11 protein-coding genes are annotated in these 15,162 nt (G+C 72.8%); 3 read left to right on the forward strand and 8 right to left on the reverse strand.

Annotated elements, in window-relative coordinates:
- Window positions 1-256: 256 nt before the first annotated feature.
- The 5 genes from K7G60_RS15010 to K7G60_RS15030 form a co-directional block, all read right to left on the reverse strand.
- A complete protein-coding gene (locus K7G60_RS15010; RefSeq protein WP_225801397.1) occupies window positions 257-877 on the reverse strand; it encodes a BMP family ABC transporter substrate-binding protein in 621 nt (206 codons plus the stop codon).
- A complete protein-coding gene (locus tag K7G60_RS15015; RefSeq protein WP_225801398.1) occupies window positions 874-1,248 on the reverse strand; it encodes a hypothetical protein in 375 nt (124 codons plus the stop codon). Before K7G60_RS15015 ends, K7G60_RS15010 begins: the two co-directional genes overlap by 4 nt.
- 117 nt (window positions 1,249-1,365) lie before the next feature.
- Entirely contained in the window at window positions 1,366-2,115 is a 750-nt protein-coding gene (locus K7G60_RS15020) for an N-acetyltransferase (RefSeq protein WP_225801399.1), read from the reverse strand.
- Window positions 2,116-2,175: 60 nt separating this feature from the next.
- The gene (locus tag K7G60_RS15025) at window positions 2,176-2,859 is read right to left on the reverse strand and encodes an HNH endonuclease family protein (RefSeq protein WP_225801400.1); all 684 of its coding nucleotides are present in this window, start codon (window positions 2,857-2,859) and stop codon (window positions 2,176-2,178) included.
- 279 nt (window positions 2,860-3,138) lie between these two features.
- Entirely contained in the window at window positions 3,139-3,978 is an 840-nt protein-coding gene (locus K7G60_RS15030; RefSeq protein WP_225801454.1) for a hypothetical protein, read from the reverse strand.
- A gap of 120 nt (window positions 3,979-4,098) precedes the next feature.
- Here K7G60_RS15030 and K7G60_RS15035 point away from each other — a divergent pair, with 120 nt between their 5' ends.
- Window positions 4,099-4,701 (forward strand): TetR/AcrR family transcriptional regulator, encoded by a 603-nt coding sequence (locus K7G60_RS15035; protein ID WP_225801401.1) that lies wholly within the window; start codon window positions 4,099-4,101, stop codon window positions 4,699-4,701.
- Window positions 4,702-4,729: 28 nt separating this feature from the next.
- Window positions 4,730-5,989: an SGNH/GDSL hydrolase family protein gene (locus K7G60_RS15040; protein WP_225801402.1), complete on the forward strand. Its 1,260-nt coding sequence runs from the start codon at window positions 4,730-4,732 to the stop codon at window positions 5,987-5,989.
- Between the two features lie 46 nt (window positions 5,990-6,035).
- Here the strand turns inward: K7G60_RS15040 and mfd are convergent, their stop codons facing one another.
- The 3 genes from mfd to K7G60_RS15055 form a co-directional block, all read right to left on the reverse strand.
- Window positions 6,036-9,566 carry a transcription-repair coupling factor gene (gene mfd, locus K7G60_RS15045; RefSeq protein ID WP_225801403.1) on the reverse strand — a complete coding sequence of 1,177 codons (3,531 nt, stop codon included), beginning with the start codon at window positions 9,564-9,566 and terminating at the stop codon, window positions 6,036-6,038.
- Between the two features lie 454 nt (window positions 9,567-10,020).
- Window positions 10,021-12,603, reverse strand: a complete 2,583-nt coding sequence (locus K7G60_RS15050; protein WP_225801404.1) for an ABC transporter permease — start codon at window positions 12,601-12,603, stop codon at window positions 10,021-10,023.
- A complete protein-coding gene (locus K7G60_RS15055) occupies window positions 12,600-13,388 on the reverse strand; it encodes an ABC transporter ATP-binding protein (protein WP_225801405.1) in 789 nt (262 codons plus the stop codon). The genes K7G60_RS15050 and K7G60_RS15055 overlap by 4 nt, the downstream gene beginning before the upstream one ends.
- Window positions 13,389-13,581: 193 nt before the next feature.
- Between K7G60_RS15055 and K7G60_RS15060 the strand changes: the two genes are divergently transcribed.
- Window positions 13,582-15,141 carry an MFS transporter gene (locus K7G60_RS15060; protein ID WP_225801406.1) on the forward strand — a complete coding sequence of 520 codons (1,560 nt, stop codon included), beginning with the start codon at window positions 13,582-13,584 and terminating at the stop codon, window positions 15,139-15,141.
- The last annotated feature ends 21 nt before the right edge of the window (window positions 15,142-15,162 follow it).

The raw sequence follows: 15,162 nt of genomic DNA on the forward strand, positions 1-15,162 counted from the left end.
AAGAGCCGTAGCCCTCAACCCGCGCCTGCCGGTGCGTCCCGGTGGCTGTGGTCGAGGGCTACGGACCCGGCGTATGCGCATGGGTCAGCCTTTACTCACAAGATGCTTACAAAGCCTCGCGAGACTGCCCCATGGCCGGACGTCGGCTTCATGCAGGGTGCTTGTTTTTACCTTTGCTTTACCGGACGGAAGGAACCCTTCCGGATTTTTGCGACCCTGCCCGGCACTTTTGCGGGCCCGTCCGGCCCGGCATCGGTCAGCTGTCGGCCGCCAGCCGCTTCACCGTCTCCGCGATGTCGTCCTTGAGGGACGCCCCGGGAGCCACCCGGGCCAGATTGTCGTGCGCGGCGCCGCCGTCCTCGCCGACCGTCACGAACCGGACTTCCGGGTTCTTCTTCGCCGCCGCCTCGGCGGCCTCCACCTGCGGCGCGCCCGAGGCGACGACGATCTCGCAGTCCCGCTGCACCAGACCGTTGAGGAACGGCCGGGCGTTCGTCACCGACTGCTCTCCCATCACCGGCACGAACGTCACCCGGATCCGCTTGTCCAGGGACGCGGCCTGCATCCCCTCCCAGACCGGGGCCGCCGGCGCGCCCGTGACGATGCCCTTGTCGTCGGTGAGCAGACAGGCGTCGTAGTCCTTGTAGGCGCGGGCCCGCGTGTCGGGCGGGGTGCCCTTGTCGTCCGTGTTCGCGAACCACCGGGCACCGAGGAGGCCGAGGACGATGACCAGGACGGACCCCAGGGCCCAGCCCGTCCGGCCGCGCAGCGCCCCCGCCATCGCGGCGAGCACACCGCGGACGTCGGTGCCGGCCTCCGCCGCCTCCCTCTTGGCCGCTTCGCGCTCCACGACGCGCCAGGTACGACGGGTCTTCACCGACGGACCTCCGTCGCGTCCGTCATGGCCTTCGGGTCCTTCGCGTCCCTCACGGCGAGGCAGTGCACCGCCGCGCCCACGGTGGAGGTCGCGAGGAGCAGGACGTCCAGGAGGTACGGGACACCGCTGGTCTCCACCGGGGTCAGGGCGATCTGGAAGCACCACCCGACCGAGACCGCCGTGAACAGCAGCGCGGCCAGCCAGTCGCCGCGCGTCCCCCGGCGCAGGGCGAGGACCAGCGAGGGCACGAGACCGAGGACCCCGAGACTCAGCAGCGGCACGGCGGCGAGCGCCGCCCGGACCCGCAGGCCGGGCAGTCCGGTTCGGCGCGGGGGTTCCGCGCCCTTCTCCAAGAGGACGGCCTGGTTCACGCTGGGGAACCTCTCACGGGTATGCGCGCACGGACCATGCACGCGTGTACGGCAGGGGACGCCGTACGGTACATCCCCCGCCGTGAAGATCGCCCCCGGGGTCCCCCGACGGCACCGTCAGGCGATGCGGTGCCGGACCCACACGTTGGGCTCGACGTAGACCGCGTAGCCGCGCGTGGCCTCGCAGTGGACCGGGACCAGCGCGCCCCGCACCTCGACCGGGCCGTCCGTGTCGAAGGGGAGGCCGGTCCACTTCCGCCACTGCTCGACGGAGCCGGAGACCGTCATCGAGGCCGGGGCCACGGACTCGATCACACCGCCCGCGCGCACGTGGACGCGGAGCCACGGGTCGTGCGGCAGGCCGTCGGCCTCACGGGTGCGGAAGGCGTACTCGTGGATGGAGGCCTCGGCCTCCAGGTGCTTGCCGTTGGGGCGGACCGGGGCGACCAGCTCGGCGAAGCCGCGCTCGCCGGTGTTCTCCCGCATCGCGGCGAGCATCCGGTGCGAGAGGCCCTTGCCGAGATGGGCGACGTCGACGGTGATCTCTATCGCGCTCACCGTGTCGGCCTCCCGGCCGTGCCGCAGGTCGGAGAAGGCCCAGTTGAGGACCTCGTCCCAGCCCCGGGCGGGCAGCTCGCGGCGGCCCTCCGCGTCGAGCCGGAAGGGCACGCTGAAGCCCCGGGCGACGACCGCGCCCCCGGCGTCGGTGGCGACGAGCACGTACTCCGGGAACTCCCGGACGATGCGGCCCATGTTCGCCCAGCCGACCGGGTCGTACATCATGAACTCGGGCCACAGGTCCTTCATGGACCACATCGCCCCTTCGAGCTCGGGACGTTCGGCGAGGGTGGTGACGTTCAGGTCCATGCGACCAGGCTAAAGATCGCCCGCTCGGTCGCCCAAACGTTTTTCCGTGGTGGGCCGGCGCTACGGGAGCCTCTGCTGCGGGCAGGTGGCGAGGACCCGCTTCATCGCGTCCCGCTCTCCCGCCGTCACCCACACCCCGTACTTCTTCTTCACCGCGATCTGCCGGGCCACGTACGTGCAGCGGAACGCCCGGTTCGGCGGCAGCCAGGTCGCGGCGTCGCCGTCGGACTTGCGGCGGTTGGTCGCGGAGTCGACGGCGAGGAGGTTGAGCGGGTCGTTGGCGAAGCGGCGCCGGGTCTCGCCGTCCCAGTTCTGCGCCCCCTTCTGCCAGGCGTCGGAGAGCGCGACGACGTGGTCGACGTCGACCTTGGAACGGCCCCGGACGTAGCGGACGGTGGTGCCGGTGTACGGGTCGTCGGTGAGGGTGCCGGAGGCGACCTTGCAGTGGCCGTCCGTGAAGCGGACGCCGGTCAGGTCCCGTTTGAGCACGTCGTCCCGGGTGCCGCAGCCGTTGCCGTCGACGTCCGCCCAGGCGCGGCCGAACTTCTCCCGCTCGTAACCGGTCTTCGGGGCACGGCCCTTGACGGTGAGGGTGTCCACGGCGGCGAGTGCGGTGCCGGGCGCGGGGGACTCGCCGTCGGTCCCCGGGGCGTCGGCCCCGGGCGAGCAGGCGGCGACGAGGAGCGCGGCGACCGCGAGTGCCGAGGCGGCGCCGGCCTTTCGATACGTCCGTTGCGTGAACACCCTTCGATCCTAGATCGCGGGCGGGAAGGGCCCCGGGCGGCCACCCCCCGCCCTCCGGGTGAACGTGTGCGCGAGTACCGCTCGGATCTTCCATGACGCTCCACCAGGGTGGATCCCATGCGGAGGTTCAGGCCGCTCGGAGCCCTGCAGGCCGCCTTGGCCCTCATATGCGCGGCAGCGGCACGTATCGGACAGGTGGCAGGTCGAAGGGCCCGGGCGTCGCGCGTGCGTCCCGGGCCCTCCCGCGTCCCCCGGAGAGGCCTCGCCGCCCGGGGGACCTCACACCTTCCCGATGCCCAGCGTGTTCTCGGCGGGCAGCAGGCCGGAGCCGATGACCGTGAGCCACGGGCCGCCCAGGAGGTCGGCGAGCCGGGTGGTGTCCTCGGGGCCGAGGGCGTCCCACGGCCCCGCGGCCAGTTCGTCCGTGCGCCGTTCCACCTCCGCGCGCAGGGCGCGGCCCTCCTCCGTGGCGGTCCCGTCCGCGTCCAGGAATCCCCGGGCCGTCAGGCGCTCGCGCGCGGCGCTCCACTCGGCCGCGCTCCAGCCCCGGCTCTCGAAGACCGGTTCCGGCGCGGCCCCGACGGCCGCGAAGGAGACGAGCGACTCGGCCGGGTCGAGGCCGGCGGCGACCAGGGCGGCGATGTGGCCGTCGCCCCGGTGCTCGCGCAGGATCGTCGCCGCCTGCCACAGGACGAGGTGCGGGGCGTCGGGCCAGGGCAGTTCGGCGTGGGCGGCGGCGAGCGGGCGGCCTTCGAGGCCGGCCGCCCCGGCGGCGCGGCGGGCGAGTGCGGCCGCCTCGGCCACCGCGGGGCCGTTGAGCGCCTCCTCGCCGAAGAGGGTCCGGTAGATCCGGTCGACGGCGCGGAGCCGGGCGGCGAGCACGTCGGCGGGGGCGGCGACCTCCCAGGCGGCGGGGACGTGCCGGGCGACCTTCTCGGGGCTGAAGCCGTAGAAGGCGGAGGCGACGCGGACCGGGCCGACGGGGCCGAGGGCGGCGGCGCGCCAGGCGAAGTAGGAGGGCCAGCGGTCGGCCGTTCCGTAGCCGAGGGCGGCGGCCTCGTCGAAGGCCTCGGGGGCGTAGTAGAGCACGGAGTGCAGGGGTTCGAGCAGGTGCCACATCTGACGTACGCGAGCGGTCTCCACGGGGGTGCTCCTTCACATCGCCATCGACTTGACACTGACAAGATTGCGCCCGCCCGTCGAACTTGTCAATGCCTAGATTGCGGCTAGGCTGCTGCCATGACGAGCGACCACGGCACGAAGAGCGCGAGCAGGAACACCTACCACCACGGCGACCTGCGGCAGGCCGTCCTCGCCGCCGCACTCGACACGATCGCCGCCGAGGGGCCCGGCGCGCTGAGCCTGCGCGACCTCGCCCGCCGCGCGGGCGTCTCGCACGCCGCCCCCGCCCACCACTTCAAGGACCGCACCGGACTGCTCACGGCCATCGCCGTCCAGGGGTACGGCCTCCTCGCCGAGGCCCTGGCCGGCGCCCCCGGACTGCGCGAACGCGGCGTGCGCTACGTCCGGTTCGCCGCCGCCCACCCCGCGCACTTCCAGGTCATGTTCCGGCCCGAACTGCTGCGCGCCGACGACCCCGACCTCCTCGCCGCCAAGGAGCGCGCCTCCGCCGAACTCCGGGCGGGCGTCGCGGACCTGCCGGACGTCCCCGACGCCCGCACGGCCGGCATCGCCGCCTGGTCGCTCGCCCACGGCTTCGCCACGCTGCTCCTCACCCACAACGTGGCGGAGGCGATCGGCGACCGGGACCCCGAGGAGTACTTCCGCTCCCTGGCCGGCCTGCTCTTCACGGCACAACTCCCGCCCCGGGACGGGGAATAGCCCGCGTCAGCCCGTAATTGACGAAAGCATGCGAACTTCGAAGACCCTCCGCCGCGCCGCCCTCGCCCTGCTCACCACCGGCACCCTCGCCTTAGCGCCCACCGCCCTCGCCGACACCGGCGCCCACGGCCCCGCCTGGCGCGGCGCCTGGGCCGCCTCCCCGCAGTCGGCGACCGCGCCGTTCGGCCCCAACTGGTCGCAGCAGGGCTTCGACGACCAGACGGTCCGCCAGGTCGTCCGCGTCACCGCCGCGGGCACCCGGACCCGCATCGAGCTGACGAACCGCTACGGCACGGGCCCGCTGCGGATCACCGGCGCGACCGTCGCCCGTACGGCCACCGGAAGCGCGGTCGAGCCCGGCTCCGTGCGCACCCTCCGCTTCGGCCACCGGCCGGCCGTGACGATCCCCGCCGGCGAGACCCTCCTCAGCGACGCCGTGAACCTCCCCGTCGAGGCCTTCGAGCAGCTGACCGTCACCCTCTACCTCGCGGACGCGACCGGACCGGCGACCTTCCACTCCTTCTCCTCCGCCACCAGCTACCGCGCCGAGGGCGACCACCGCGCCGACCTCTCCGGCGCCGCCTTCCAGGAGACCAGCGCCTCCTGGTACTTCCTCTCCGGCGTCGAGGTCACCGGCGGCCGCGACACCGCCCGCCGCGACGGCGTCGTCACCTTCGGCGACTCCATCACCGACGGCGTCGGCTCGACGACGGACGCCGACAACCGCTACCCGGACGAGCTCGCCGAGCGCCTCGCCGCCACCGGCCGGTCCCGCGCCGTCCTCAACCACGGCATCGGCGGCAACGAGGTCGTCAACGACACCACCTGGGCGGGCGAGAAGGCCGTCGCCCGGTTCCGGAAGGACGTGCTCACCGAGAAGGGCGTGGGCACGGTGATCCTCCTGGAGGGCATCAACGACATCGGCGGCAACGGCCCGGCCTTCCCGGGCGGCCCGACCCCCGAGGTGTCGGTGAACCAGCTGATCGAGGGCCACCGCACCCTCGTCCGACAGGCCCACGCCCACGGCCTGAAGGTCGTCGGCGCCACCCTCACCCCGATCAAGGGCTCCTTCTACGACACCCCGGTCAACGAGGCCAAGCGGGAGGCCTTCAACACCTGGGTCCGCACCTCGGGCGCGTACGACGCCGTCGTCGACTTCGACCGCGCCGTCGCCGACCCGGCCGACCCGGACCGCATCCTCCCCGCGTACGACTCCGGCGACCACCTCCACCCGAGCGACAAGGGCTACACGGCGATGGCCGGGGCCCTGGACCTCGACGAGCTGTAGGAGCGGCGCGGCGGCGCCCCCGCGGGGGGGGCGCCGCCGCACGACGTCACCCGCCGAGGATCGTCGTCAGGAACTCGCCCGTCCACGCGAGGAGTTCACGGCCCACCACCGGCTTCCCGCCGATCTTGCCGCTCGTCGGGCGCGGCACCAGGATCTGGTGGACGGCCGGCTTGATGACCGTGCGCGGGTGGAGCCGCTTCAGCCGCAGCTCCTGCGACTCGCGCAACTCCACCGGCGCGAAGCGGATGTTGGAGCCCTGCAGGACGATCTCGCCGACCCCGCACGCGCGCGCCAGCATCCGCAGGCCCGCGACCAGGAGCAGGTTCTCCACCGGCTCGGGCAGCTTGCCGTACCGGTCGGTGAGCTCCTCGCGCACGGCCCTGATGTCCTCCTCCGAGTTCGCCGAGGCGATCGAGCGGTACGCCTGGAGCCGCAGCCGCTCCCCCGGCGCGTAGTCGTGCGGCACGTGGGCGTCGACCGGGAGCTCGATCTTCACCTCCAGCGGGGCCTCCTCCTCCGCACCGCCCTCCATCTGCGCCCGGTAGTCGGCGACCGCCTCGCCGACCATCCGCACGTACAGGTCGAAGCCGACGCCCGCGATGTGACCGGACTGCTCGCCGCCCAGCAGGTTGCCCGCGCCGCGGATCTCCAGGTCCTTCATGGCGACGTACATGCCCGCGCCCATCTCGGTGTGCTGGGCGATCGTCGCGAGCCGCTCGTGCGCGGTCTCCGTGAGCGGCTTCTCCGGCGGGTAGAGGAAGTACGCGTAACCCCGCTCGCGGCCACGGCCGACACGCCCGCGCAGCTGGTGGAGCTGCGACAACCCGAAGTTGTCGCCACGCTCGACGATCAGGGTGTTGGCGTTGGAGATGTCGATGCCGGACTCGACGATCGTCGTCGAGACGAGCACGTCGAACTTCTTCTCCCAGAAGTCGACCACGACCTGCTCCAGGGCCTGCTCCGACATCTGGCCGTGCGCCGTCGCGATCCGCGCCTCCGGGACGATCTCGCGCAGCCGCGCCGCCGCCCGGTCGATCGAGTCCACCCGGTTGTGGATGTAGAAGACCTGGCCCTCGCGCAGGAGTTCACGCCGGATCGCGGCGCCGATCTGCTTCTCCTCGTACGGCCCGACGAAGGTGAGGACCGGGTGCCGCTCCTCGGGGGGCGTCGTGATCGTCGACATCTCCCTGATGCCCGTCACCGCCATCTCCAGGGTGCGCGGGATCGGGGTGGCCGACATCGTCAGGACGTCGACGTTCGCCCGCAGCTTCTTCAGCTGCTCCTTGTGCTCGACGCCGAAGCGCTGCTCCTCGTCGACGATGACCAGACCCAGGTCCTTGAACTTCGTCTCGGACGAGAAGAGGCGGTGGGTGCCGATGACGACGTCGACCGAACCCTCCCGCAGCCCCTCCATCGTCGCCTTCGACTCGCTCTCCGACTGGAACCGGGACAGCGCCCGCACCTTCACCGGGAACTGCGAGTACCGCTCGCTGAACGTGCCGAAGTGCTGCTGCACGAGCAGCGTCGTCGGCACGAGGACCGCCACCTGCTTGCCGTCCTGGACCGCCTTGAAGGCCGCCCGCACCGCGATCTCCGTCTTGCCGTAACCGACGTCGCCGCAGATCAGGCGGTCCATGGGGACGGTCTTCTCCATGTCCTCCTTCACCTCGGCGATCGTCGACAGCTGGTCGGGCGTCTCCGCGTACGGGAAGGCGTCCTCCAGCTCCCGCTGCCACGGGGTGTCCGGGCCGAAGGCGTGGCCGGGCGCCGCCATGCGGGCGCTGTACAGCTTGATCAGATCGGCCGCGATCTCCTTGACGGCCTTCTTCGCGCGCTGCTTCGTCTTCGTCCAGTCCGCGCCGCCCAGCCGGTGCAGGGTCGGGGCCTCGCCGCCCACGTACTTGGTGACCTGCTCCAGCTGGTCGGTCGGGATGTACAGCCGGTCGCCGGGCTGGCCGCGCTTCGCCGGCGCGTACTCGACGAGGAGGTACTCCCGGGTCGCGCCCTGCACGGTCCGCTGCACCATCTCGATGTAGCGGCCGACGCCGTGCTGCTCGTGCACGATGTAGTCGCCGACCTCCAGGGTCAGCGGATCGATCGTCTTGCGGCGCTTGGCGGGCATCCGCTGCCCGTCCTTGCCGGCCGCCTTCTGCCCCGACAGGTCCGTCTCGGTCAGCACCGCCAGCTTGAGCGCCGGGTCGACGAAGCCGTAGTCGATGGAGCCGCACGCCACGTGCACCACGGACGGCGAGATCTCCGCGAGGTCCGCGTCGAGCCGGGCGGCGATGCCCTCGCCGCCGAGGACCTCGACCGTACGGGACGCCGGTCCGTGCGCCTCCGTCACGTACACCGTCCGCCAGCCGTCGGCCAGCCAGCCCTTGGTGTCGGCGAGCGCGCGGGCGGTGTCGCCGCGGTACGACTCGGGGGCGTGCATGCCGAGGGTGAGCGTGTCGGCGCCCTCGTCTACGTCCGCCGCGAACGGCGACACCGACCACCAGGCCATGCCCAGCTCGGCCGCCCGGTCCCGGACGTCCGCGATCCCCCACAGCGAGGCCGCGCCGACGTCGATCGGGGCCTCTCCGCCGCCGGCGGTCGCGGCCCAGGACGCCTGGAGGAACTCCTGGCTGGTGGCGACGAGGTCGGCGGCCCGGGTCCGCACCCGCTCGGGGTCGCAGACCACGGCCATCGCGCCCTTCGGGAGCACGTCGAGCAGCAGCTCCATGTCGTCGACGAGGACCGGCGCGAGGGACTCCATGCCCTCCACCGCGATCCCCTCGGCGATCCTGCCCAGCAGCTCGCCCAGCTCGGGATGCTCCTCGGCGAGGGCGGCGGCCCGCTCGCGGACCTCGTCGGTCAGGAGCAGCTCACGGCAGGGCGGCGCCCACAGACCGTGCTCGGCCACCTCGAGGGACCGCTGGTCGGCGACCTTGAAGTACCGGATCTCCTCGACGTCGTCGCCCCAGAACTCGATCCGGAGCGGATGCTCCTCGGTCGGCGGGAAGACGTCCAGGATGCCGCCGCGCACGGCGAACTCGCCGCGCTTCTCGACCAGCTCCACCCGGGAGTACGCGGCGGCGGCGAGCCCCTCGACGACCTCGTTCAGATCGGCGTTCTGACCGCTGCGGAGCGCCACCGGCTCCAGGTCCCCCAGGCCCTTGACCTGCGGCTGGAGCACGGACCGGACGGGCGCGACGACGACGGAGACGGGGCCGGCGGCGGGGTCGTCGTCCCGGGGGTGCGCGAGGCGGCGCAGCACGGCGAGCCGGCGCCCGACGGTGTCCGAACGGGGCGAGAGCCGCTCGTGCGGCAGGGTCTCCCAAGAGGGGTACTCGACGACCGTGTCCGGGTCGAGCAGGGACCGCAGCGCGGCGGCGAGGTCCTCGGCCTCCCGGCCGGTCGCGGTCACCGCGAGCACCGGCCGCCCCGAGTCCCGGGCGAGCGCCGCCACGGCGAACGGCCGCGCGGCCGCGGGACCGACCAGGTCCACGTGCGGGCGGTTCCCGTCGGCGGCGGCCTTCACCGCCTCGGCGAGGGCGGCGTCCTTGACGACGACATCGAGCAGACCGTGCAGACTCATGGAGCTTCCATCCCGGGTTCGGACGACGGGTCGGGCAACGCGAACAGCCCGACACGTCGAACGGGCCGGGTGGTCCCGGGCGCGTACGGCCCGGTCGCCCCCAGCCTACGACGCACCCCGTCCCCCCGCGCCCGCACGGCCCGCGCTTCCGCGCGCGCCGCACCTGGCGGGGCGGCGCCCCCGCCAGCCGCCGTGTGGGCAATCGTCCCGCAGGGCGGGACGGGTGGGCACACGGGACGGCGCCCTCCAGCGGCGCCTCCGCGTTCCGCGCCTGGACCCGCACCACCAGTGCGCTGTGCACGGGGTGCGGGTCCAGGCGCGGGAGCCTCTGGCGCCGGCAAGGGCGCCGTCCGTTGTGCCCACCCGTTCCGCCCCTTGCGGAACGACTGCCCACAACGGGGTGGGCGCCGCCCCGGCGGAACGGGCGCCCACAACGGGGGCGCGGCGTCAGCCGCTACTCGCTCGCGATCGCCCCCAGGACGTTCATCCGCCCCGCCCGGAACGCCGGGACCAACGCCGCGAAGAGCCCCACGAAGGCCGAGCCGATGAAGACCGTGACGATCGTCGACCAGGGGATCTCCAGGACCCCTAGCCCCTCCAGCGCGAGGAGCTTCTGGGCCGCCGTGCCCCAGCCCATGCCGAGGCCCAGGCCGAGGAGCGCGCCGAAGAGGGCGATGACCACCGACTCCAGGCGGATCATGCGGCGCAGCTGCCGGCGCGAGAGGCCGATGGCCCGCATGAGGCCGATCTCGCGGGTCCGCTCGACCACCGACAGCGCCAGGGTGTTCACGACGCCGAGCACGGCGACGACGATCGCCAGGGCGAGGAGCCCGTACACGATGTTGAGCAGCTGCCCGACCTGCTTCTGCAGCTCTTCCTTGTAGTCGGCCTGGTTGCTGACCTTGTACTGCGGGTACGGCGAGAGCGCGTCCTTGAGGGCCCGGTACGCGGCGGCCTCCTGGCCGTCCTTCGCGCTGGCCAGGACGAGCAGGCTGTTCGGCACCCGTTCGGCGGGCAGGTGGCGGGCGACGGTGGAGACGTGCGTGTACATCGCGCCCTTGTCGACCTGGCCGGTGTCCGCCGTGATCGCCGCGACCCTGAGCTTCGCCGTGTCACCGCCCGTGAAGGCGACGGTGAGGACGTCGCCGACCTTGACGCCGTGCTCGGCGGCGTAGTCGCTGCCGACGGACATGGCGTCCTCGGCGTACGCGTCGGTGAGGGTGCCGGCGGTGGTCTCGCGGCGCAGGTCCTTCACGTACGTCGGGTCGGTGGCGGCCAGGTCGGCGGTGGAGACCTTCCCCCGCGGGTCGGTGATCCTGGCGTCGACGACCTTGTAGCGGGTGACGTGGTCCAGGCCGGGGGCCTTCTCCAGGGCGGCCTGGGCCTGCGGCACGATCGGCTGTCCCGTGCCGGACTGCACGATGAAGTCGGCGCCGACGGAGCGGTCCAGTTCCTCGGTGGCCGAGGCGACCATGGAGGAGCCGACCACGGAGAGGCCGGCGACGAGCGCGAGGCCGATCATCAGGGCCGCGGCGGTGGCGCCGGTGCGGCGCGGGTTGCGCAGCGCGTTCCGCTCGGCCATGCGGCCGACGGGGCCGAAGACCCGCAGGACGACGACGCCGAGGACGCGGACGACCCCGCCGGCGAGGAGCGGGCCGACGACGACGAAGCCGAGGAGGGAGAGGACGACGCCGAGGCCGAGCCAGAGGGAGCCGGGCTTGGCCTCCTCGGCGCGGGCCGCCGCGACCAGGGCGGCCGCTCCGGCGCCGGTGAGGGCGATCCCGACCGCGCCCCGTACGCGTCCCGCGCTGCCGTCGGCGGGGGTGCCCGCGTCGCGGAGGGCGGCCATCGGGGAGACCTTGCCGGCCCGGCGGGCGGGGACGTACGCGGCGAGGACGGTGACGACGATGCCGAGGGCGAGGCCGACGACCGGGGTGGTCCATGCCACGGTGAGGTCGCGGGTGGAGAGCTCCATGCCCATCGAGGACATGATCTTCATGAGTCCGACGGCGAGGCCGACGCCCGCGGCGACACCGGCGACCGAGCCGACGAGGCCGAGGAGGAGCGCCTCGACGAGGACGGAGCGGTTCACCTGCTCGCGGCCGGCTCCGATGGCCCGCATGAGGCCGATCTCGCGGGTCCGCTGGGCGACCAGCATGGAGAAGGTGTTGACGATGAGGAAGATGCCGACGAGGAAGGCGATCCCGGCGAAGCCGAGCATGGCGTACTTCATGACGTCGAGGAAGCCGGCGACGTCCTCGCGGCCCGCGTCGGCGACCTCGGCGGCGGTGTGCAGCTTGTAGTCCTTCGCGTCGGCGCCGAGCGCGGCGGCCACGTCCGCCTTGAGGGCGTCGTCGCCGACACCGGGCTCCGCGTCGACCATGACCTGGGTGAACAGGCCTTCCCTGCCGAGGAGTCCGCGCTGCGCGGTGGCGGTGTCGAAGTAGACGACGGTGGCCCCGGGGTTGGTGACCTTGAACTCGACGATGCCGGAGATCTTCGCGGTGAGGTCGCCGGTGACGGCGATCGTGCGCAGGGTGTCGCCGATCTTCAGGCGGTGCTTCTCGGCCGTGCCGGCGTCGACGACGACGTCGGTGGGCCCGCGCGGCTCGTGTCCGGAGGCCAGCTCGACCGAACGCAGCTCGTAGGGGCTCCAGTTGACGGCGATGGTCGGCGCGCCGCCGGTCGGGCCGACGTTCTCGTTCTTCGCGTCGACGACGGTCACGCTCATGGAGGTGACCGAGCCCTGCGCGTCCTTGACGCCCTCGACCTTCCGGACCCGCTCGACGAGCGAGGCGGGCAGGGATTCGGGGCGGCCGCTCTGCGGGACCTCGTCGTTGCCGGCCGCCCCCTTCGGGCTGACGGTGACGTCGGAGGCGGTCGACGCGAAGAGCTTGTCGAACGTCGTGTTCATGGTGTCGGTGAAGACGAGCGTCCCGCTGACGAAGGCGACGGAGAGCAGGACGGCGACGGCGGAGAGCGCCATGCGGCCCTTGTGGGCGAGGAAGTTGCGCAGCGAGGTCTTGAGGACGGTCATGAGGTCCGCCCGCGCGCGTCGAAGTCCTTCATGCGGTCGAGGACGGCGTCGGCGGTGGGCCGCTCCATCTCGTCCACGATCCGCCCGTCGGCGAGGTAGAGCACCCGGTCCGCGTACGAGGCGGCGACGGGGTCGTGCGTCACCATGACGATCGTCTGCCCCAGCTCGTCGACGGAGGCGCGGAGGAAGCCGAGGACCTCGGCGCCGGCCCGCGAGTCGAGGTTTCCGGTGGGCTCGTCGCCGAAGATGATCTCGGGCCGGGCGGCGAGCGCGCGGGCCACGGCGACCCGCTGCTGCTGACCGCCGGAGAGCTGGTTCGGCCGGTGCTTGAGGCGCTCGGAGAGCCCGACCGTGTCGACGACCCGCCGCAGCCAGTCGGCGTCCGGCTTCCGCCCGGCGATGTCCATCGGGAGCGTGATGTTCTCGATGGCGTTCAGGGTGGGCAGCAGGTTGAACGCCTGGAAGATGAAGCCGATCCGGTCCCGGCGCAGCCGGGTGAGCTTCTTGTCCTTGAGACCGGTGATCTCGGTCTCGTCGAGGAAGATCTGTCCGCTGGTGACGGTGTCGAGCCCGGCGAGGCAGTGCATCAGGGTCGACTTGCCGGAGCCGGAGGGCCCCATGATCGCGGTGAACCGCCCGCGGGCGATGTCCACGTCGACGGAGTCGAGGGCGACGACCCGGGTCTCCCCCGAGCCGTACGCCTTGACGACCTGCCGCGCCCGCGCCGCGACGGCCGTCCCCTCGCCAGTACCCCCGTGCCTGGGGATGGTCACAGCCGAAGTCACGGATTTCTCCTTGGAGCGATGGGTGGGTTTGTAAGTTCAAGTTAAGAAGTGGGCACGGCACTTCTCGTCCTCCGCCGGGACGAACGGCCCCTGGGCCGCATGGGGGAGAAGCCCCTAGGGGTTCCCCACCCTGAGGTCTAGTGAGACCCTGACTCCCGCACATTTAGGTGTACGAAGAAAGGAATGGTGCGCGGTGACGGAACCGTCGACGACCCGGGCGGGGGCCGATCCGGCGCCCGCACCCGCCTCCGCCCCCGGCACCGCCCGCCGCGGGCCCGTCGTGGCCGCCCTCATGCTCGCCATGGGGCTCGCCGCCCTCGACGGGACGATCGTGTCCACCGCCGTCCCCCAGATCGTCGGCGACCTCGGCGGACTCTCCGTCTTCTCCTGGCTCTTCTCCGGCTACCTGCTCGCCGTCACCGTCACCCTGCCCGTGTACGGCAAGCTCAGCGACACCTTCGGCCGCAAGCCCGTCCTCATCGCCGGGACCGTCCTCTTCCTCGTCGGCTCACTGCTCTGCGCCGCCGCCTGGAACATGGCCTCCCTGATCGCCTTCCGCGTCGTCCAGGGCCTCGGCGGCGGCGCCCTCCAGGGCACCGTCCAGACCATCGCCGCCGACCTGTACCCCCTGAAGGAACGCCCGAAGATCCAGGCCAAGCTGTCCTCCGTCTGGGCCGCCTCCTCCGTCGCCGGCCCGGCCGTCGGCGGCCTGCTCGCCGGCTACGCCGACTGGCGCTGGATCTTCCTCGTCAACGTGCCCGTCGGCCTGATCGCCCTCTGGCTCATCGGCCGCCACCTCGTCGAACCCGCCCGCACCGCCCCCCGCGAACGCGTCCGCGTGGACTGGGCGGGCGCGCTGGCGATCTTCGCCACCGGAGCCGTACTCATCACCGCGCTCGTCCAGGGCGGCGTCGCCTGGCCCTGGCTCTCCGCCCCGTCCCTCGGCCTCCTCGGCGGGGCCGCCGTCCTCGCCGCCCTGACCGTCGCCGTCGAACGGCGCGCGGCCGAACCGATCATCCCCGGCTGGGTCTGGCGCCGCCGCACGATAGCCGCCGTCAACCTCTCCCTCGGGGCCCTCGGCCTGCTCATGGTCGCCCCGACGGTCTTCCTGCCCACGTACGCCCAGTCCGTCCTCGGCCTCGGCCCGATAGCCGCCGGCTTCGTCCTGTCGTCATGGACCCTGAGCTGGCCCATCACGGCCGCGCTCTCCAACCGGGTCTACACCCGCATCGGCTTCCGCCTCACCGCGGTCCTGGGCATCTCGCTCGCACTGCTCCTGCTGCTCGCGTTCCCGTTCCTGCCGTTCCCCGGCGAACCCTGGCAGCCCGCGCTCCTGATGCTGCTCCTCGGCGGGGCCCTCGGCCTCTTCCAGCTGCCGCTGATCGTCGGCGTGCAGTCGACCGTCCCGTACGAGGAACGCGGCACCACCACCGCCTCGGTCCTCTTCTGCCGCCAGGTCGGCCAGAGCGTCGGCGCCGCGCTCTTCGGCGCCGTCGCGAACGGCGTCCTGGCCGCCCGCCTCGGCGCCGACGCGGACCTCGACACCCTGGCCCGCTCCCTGGACGCCACGGACCACATCCGCCGGGCCGTCGACGCGGCGGTGGACTGGGTCTACCTCGGCGCGGCAGCGGCGGCGGCCCTCGCGCTCCTGGCCCTCCTCACGCTGGCCCCGCGCCGCTTCCCGGTCCTGAAGGAGGAGGATCAGGGCCCGTCCGACCATCGGTTGCCTCGCCCGGGGCCTCCCCCAAGGTGAGGCGGTGATGAAAACCGACGA

Origin of the sequence: Streptomyces sp. NK15101 (assembly GCF_020400725.1) — a bacterium.
GTDB lineage: Bacteria > Actinomycetota > Actinomycetes > Streptomycetales > Streptomycetaceae > Streptomyces.